Here is a 5,449-nt window from a genome sequence, read left to right as displayed (position 1 = left end):
ATCGACCTCAGTGATCATGTAAGCAGCGAAGTAGATAACCTTTTCAAGGTCCTTTGGTGCAAGGTCAAGCAGGTAACCAAGGCGTGATGGAACACCTTTGAAGTACCAGATGTGAGTTACAGGAGCAGCAAGCTCGATGTGACCCATGCGTTCGCGACGAACCTTTGCGCGTGTTACTTCAACACCGCAACGCTCGCAGATGATTCCCTTAAAGCGGACGCGCTTGTACTTACCGCAATAACATTCCCAGTCACGAGTTGGACCGAAGATCTTCTCGTCGAAGAGTCCGTCCTTCTCTGGCTTGAGTGTGCGGTAGTTGATTGTCTCTGGCTTCTTTACTTCGCCGAAAGACCAATCACGAATGTTCTGTGCCGATGCGAGACCGATACGAAGTTCATCAAAGAAATTTACATCTAACATTTTTCGTCTCCTTAAACTTCTTCTACAGAGCTTGGCTCAACTCGTGACAAGTTGATACCTAGTTCTTCGGCTGCACGGAAAATTTCTTCATCGTTATCGCGCATTTCAATTGCGACACCTTCTGAAGAAAGTACTTCTACATTGAGGCAGAGTGACTGCATTTCCTTGATAAGTACCTTGAATGATTCAGGGATACCTGGTTCTGGAATGTTCTCGCCCTTAACGATTGCCTCGTAAACCTTGACGCGACCAAGAACGTCGTCAGACTTAATTGTGAGGAGTTCTTGAAGTGTGTATGCAGCACCGTACGCTTCAAGTGCCCACACCTCCATCTCACCAAAGCGCTGACCACCGAACTGAGCCTTACCGCCGAGTGGCTGCTGAGTAATCATTGAGTATGGACCAGTTGAACGAGCGTGAATCTTGTCGTCTACCAAGTGGTGGAGCTTCAAGATGTACATATATCCCACTGAAATTGGAGTTGGGTATGGCTCGCCTGAACGACCATCAAACAACTGTGTCTTACCGGAACGGCCGATCAACTGAACGCCATCGCGGTTAGGAAGAGTTGATTCGAGAAGGCCTGAGATTTCATCTTCAAGTGCACCGTCGAAGACTGGTGTTGCCAAGTTAGTTCCTGGTGCACCCTTCTCCGCGCCGATTGACTTGAGGTGATCTGCCCATGCTTCACCAACACCTGAAACATCCCAACCGGTCTTTGCGACCCAGCCGAGGTGCATCTCTAGAACCTGTCCAACGTTCATACGACCTGGAACACCAAGTGGGTTCAAGACAACGTCAACCGGAGTTCCGTCTTCAAGGAATGGCATATCTTCAACAGGGAGAATCTTTGAGATAACACCCTTGTTACCGTGGCGACCAGCAAGCTTGTCACCATCTTGAATCTTGCGCTTCTGTGCAACGTAAACACGGACGAGCTGATTAACGCCAGCTGGAAGTTCGAATCCTTCTTCTGATTCGAAGATCTTTACGCCAATAACCTTGCCGCTCTCACCGTGTGGAACCTTGAGTGATGTATCGCGAACTTCACGAGCCTTCTCACCGAAAATCGCACGGAGCAAACGCTCTTCTGGTGTGAGTTCAGTTTCTCCCTTAGGAGTTACCTTTCCAACCAAGATATCGCCTGGAACAACATCTGCACCTACGCGGATGATTCCGCGCTCATCGAGGTCTGCAAGGACTTCTTCTGAGACGTTAGGGATGTCGCGTGTGATTTCTTCAGCACCGAGCTTGGTATCGCGTGCATCAACTTCGTACTCTTCAATGTGAATTGAAGTGAGAACATCGTCCTGCACAAGGCGCTGAGACAAGATGATCGCATCTTCGTAGTTGTGGCCTTCCCATGACATAAATGCCACGAGGAGGTTCTTACCAAGAGCCATTTCACCGTTTTCGGTACATGGACCATCTGCGATTACTGAGCCAACTTCAAGCTTCTGTCCCTGAGAAACTACAACCTTCTGGTTGTAAGAAGTTCCCTGGTTAGAGCGTGAGAATTTACGAAGTGAGTATGTCTGGTATGTGCTGTCATCAGCCATCACAGTTACTTCATCGGCAGAGATAGCTGTGACTACACCGGACTTAGTTGCAGTAACTACGTCACCAGCATCTACAGCGGCGCGGAATTCTTGGCCTGTACCGATGAGTGGCGCTTCTGCACGCATCAAAGGAACAGCCTGGCGCATCATGTTAGAACCCATACCTGCACGGTTGGCATCGTCGTGCTCGAGGAATGGAATCATCGCTGTTGCAACAGAAACCATCTGACGAGGTGACACGTCCATGTAGTCAACTTCTTCAGCGAGAATGTATTCAACTTCTCCACCGCGACGGCGAACAAGTACACGCTCTTCTGCGAAGTGACCATCAGCTGTCAAAGGAGCATTCGCCTGAGCGATGATGTGCTCATCTTCTTCATCTGCAGTGAGGTAATCAACCTGATCTGAAACCTTGCCCTTGTTGACCTTGCGGTAAGGAGTTTCGATAAATCCAAATGCTGTTACGCGACCATATGTTGCAAGTGAACCGATAAGACCGATGTTTGGTCCTTCAGGAGTTTCAATTGGGCACATACGTCCGTAGTGAGATGGGTGAACGTCACGAACTTCAAAGCCTGCGCGGTCACGGGAGAGACCACCAGGACCGAGAGCTGAAAGACGACGACGGTGGGTAAGACCTGACAATGGGTTTGTCTGATCCATGAACTGTGACAACTGAGAAGTTCCGAAGAACTCCTTGATTGAAGCAACAACTGGACGGATGTTGATCAAGGTCTGTGGAGTAATTGCTTCCACATCCTGTGTTGTCATGCGCTCCCGAACAACGCGCTCCATACGTGAGAGACCGATTCGTACCTGGTTCTGGATGAGCTCACCCACTGTACGAAGGCGACGGTTACCGAAGTGATCGATATCGTCCTTCTCGACGCGAACTTCGCGGCCGTACTCCATTGTGAGATCGCCGCGGTGTAACGCTACGAGGTAGCGAAGTGTTGCGACGATGTCAGAGATTGAAAGAAGTGTTTGATCAAGAGCGAGCTCCATACCGAGCTTCTTATTTACCTTAAAGCGACCGACCTTGGCCAAGTCGTAACGCTTAGGGTTGAAGTAGAGGTTCTCAATAAGGTTCTGTGCAGCTTCCTTTGTAGGAGGCTCACCTGGACGCATCTTGCGGTAGATATCGAGAAGAGCTTCGTCCTGTGTCTTAACAGTGTCCTTCTCAAGTGTTGCCATCATGGATTCAAAGTCACCAAATTCTTCACGAATTTGTTCTTCAGTCCAACCGAGAGCCTTGAGGAATACTGTTACAGACTGCTTACGCTTGCGGTCGATACGAACGCCAACAAGATCCTTTTTATCAACTTCGAACTCAAGCCAAGCACCGCGGCTTGGGATGATCTTCGCTGTGAATACATCCTTGTCAGATGTCTTCTCAATTGCGCGCTCGAAGTAAACTCCAGGAGAACGAACGATCTGTGAAACAACAACGCGCTCTGTTCCGTTAATGACGAAAGTTCCGCGCGGTGTCATCACAGGGAAGTCACCCATGAAAACTGTCTGAGACTTGATTTCGCCAGTCTCGTTATTTGTAAATTCTGCAGTCACGAAGAGTGGCTGCGAATAAGTCATATCGCGTTCTTTGCACTCGTCGATTGAATACTTAGGTGGCTCGAAGCGGTGGTCACGGAATGACAGTGACATCGTTCCTTGGAAGTCTTCGATTGGTGAAATCTCTTCAAAGATTTCTTCCAAACCGGACTTTGATGGAATTTCACCACGGCTTGTGCTGGCATCTGCCAGGCGAGCGCGCCAGAGATCGTTACCGAGTAACCAATCAATGCTTTCAACCTGGAGTGCGAGAAGATTTGGAACCTCTAGCGGTTCACGGATCTTCGCAAATGAAATACGACGGGGAGCAACTGAACTCTTTTTCGCGGCCAAGAGATGTCCTTTCAGACAAAGTTGTTAGGTTGAGCTCTAACTTTGAACGCACATCTAGAAGGTCGCCGCCGCTATATGCAAAGACCTTCAAGTAATAAAAATGCGAACCCCAAGGGTATCGGCTCACCCCGATTTCGGGCAAATCGCCCCCTTATACCCCCATCCCCCTGACTTTGTCTCATACTTTCCACAGAATTTTGAGCGCGGGCAGGTCAGAAAAGACGAAAACCCCGCACCTTTCGGTACGGGGTCTCCTTGTAAGACGGATCCTTACTTAAGTGTGACCTTTGCGCCAGCTGCTTCGAGAGCTGCCTTTGCCTTGTCTGCTGTCTCCTTGTTTGCCTTCTCGAGGAGAACTGCTGGAGTCGCGTCAACGAGATCCTTAGCTTCCTTAAGTCCGAGTGAGCCGTTGAGGTTACGAACTTCCTTGATAACTGCAATCTTCTGTGAGCCTGCATCTTCAAGAACAACTGTGAACTCGTCCTGAGCATCAGCTGCGCCGCCTGCTGCTGCGCCGCCTGCTGCTGCAACTGCTACTGGAGCTGCTGCTGTGACATCGAATTCCTCTTCAAATGCCTTAACGAACTCTGAGAGCTCGACAAGTGTCATTTCCTTGAACTGTGCCATCAAATCTGCTTGTGAAAGCTTTGCCATTTTTATAGTTTCCTTTTCTTATTCCGCTGGAGTTTCTGTTGCTTCTGCAACTGGTGCATCTGTTGCTTCTGCAACTTCAGCGACAACTTCTTCTATTACTGGGGCTTCAACCGCAACATCTGCAGTCTCTGCTGGAACCTCTGCTGCAGGTGCAGCCTCTGTTGCAGGTGCCGGAGCTCCTGCTTCCATCTTGATGCGAAGTGCATCGAAGGTACGCGCTGCCTTAGCAAGCGATCCCTTCATAGCACCAGCAAGCTTTGCAAGAAGTACTTCGCGTGACTCGAGGTCTGCGAGCTTCATGATCTCTGCTGCTGAAACGAACTTGCCTTCGTAGATTCCACCCTTGATAACAAGTAGTGGGTTCTCCTTCTGGAAGTTCTTCATGTTGCGAGCTGCATCGATTGCATCGCCCTTGATGAATGCAAGCGCTGATGGACCAGCAAGGAGATCATCTGCGATCTCAACGCCAGCGTTCTTTGCTGCAATCTTGGTGAGTGTGTTCTTTACGACGCTGTACTTGGTATCTGGACCAAGTGAGCGGCGTAGCGCCTTCATCGAAGTCACGGTAAGACCGCGATATTCGGTGAGGTATGTCGCTGTCGCTGACTTGAAATCTTCAGTCAGTTCAGCAACTGCTGCTGCTTTATCTGGGCGAGCCATTCGGTTCACCTTTCCTGTTACTTAGTGACCCCAGGCAATAAAAAAATCCGTGACGCGTAAATGCGCACGGATTAATGTGAACACCTACGCGGGCTGAGATTTCTCAATTATCTTCACTCTTGCGAGTTCAGACCTGCGGTCTTTGGTTATGGGTAAATCTTAAGCAGGGGACCTGAACTGGTCAAATCCCCTGCCTAATAGAGCTAGTTTGCTGCTGGTTCGCGGACGAGGTTTGGATCTACTGCGATTCCAGG

The 5,449-nt window shown here is 49.5% G+C and carries 3 protein-coding genes and 1 pseudogene; all 4 read right to left on the bottom strand.

The window, feature by feature from the left end:
- Positions 1-420 (bottom strand): annotated as a pseudogene (locus tag ACKOVI_RS06435) (DNA-directed RNA polymerase subunit beta'); the annotation flags it as partial.
- Between the two features lie 11 nt (positions 421-431).
- On the bottom strand, positions 432-3,896 hold the full coding sequence (gene rpoB, locus ACKOVI_RS06430; protein ID WP_509603259.1) for a DNA-directed RNA polymerase subunit beta: 3,465 nt from the start codon (positions 3,894-3,896) through the stop codon (positions 432-434).
- Positions 3,897-4,151: 255 nt separating this feature from the next.
- Positions 4,152-4,535, bottom strand: coding sequence for a 50S ribosomal protein L7/L12 (rplL, locus tag ACKOVI_RS06425; RefSeq protein WP_509603258.1), 384 nt, complete (start codon positions 4,533-4,535; stop codon positions 4,152-4,154).
- A gap of 18 nt (positions 4,536-4,553) precedes the next feature.
- Positions 4,554-5,195: a 50S ribosomal protein L10 gene (rplJ, locus tag ACKOVI_RS06420; RefSeq protein WP_509603257.1), complete on the bottom strand. Its 642-nt coding sequence runs from the start codon at positions 5,193-5,195 to the stop codon at positions 4,554-4,556.
- Positions 5,196-5,449 lie beyond the last annotated feature (254 nt).

The organism is Candidatus Planktophila sp. (assembly GCF_046070465.1).
GTDB lineage: Bacteria > Actinomycetota > Actinomycetes > Nanopelagicales > Nanopelagicaceae > Planktophila.
Note: the sequence above shows the minus strand (reverse complement) of the source record. Positions and strands in the feature narration are given on the sequence as shown.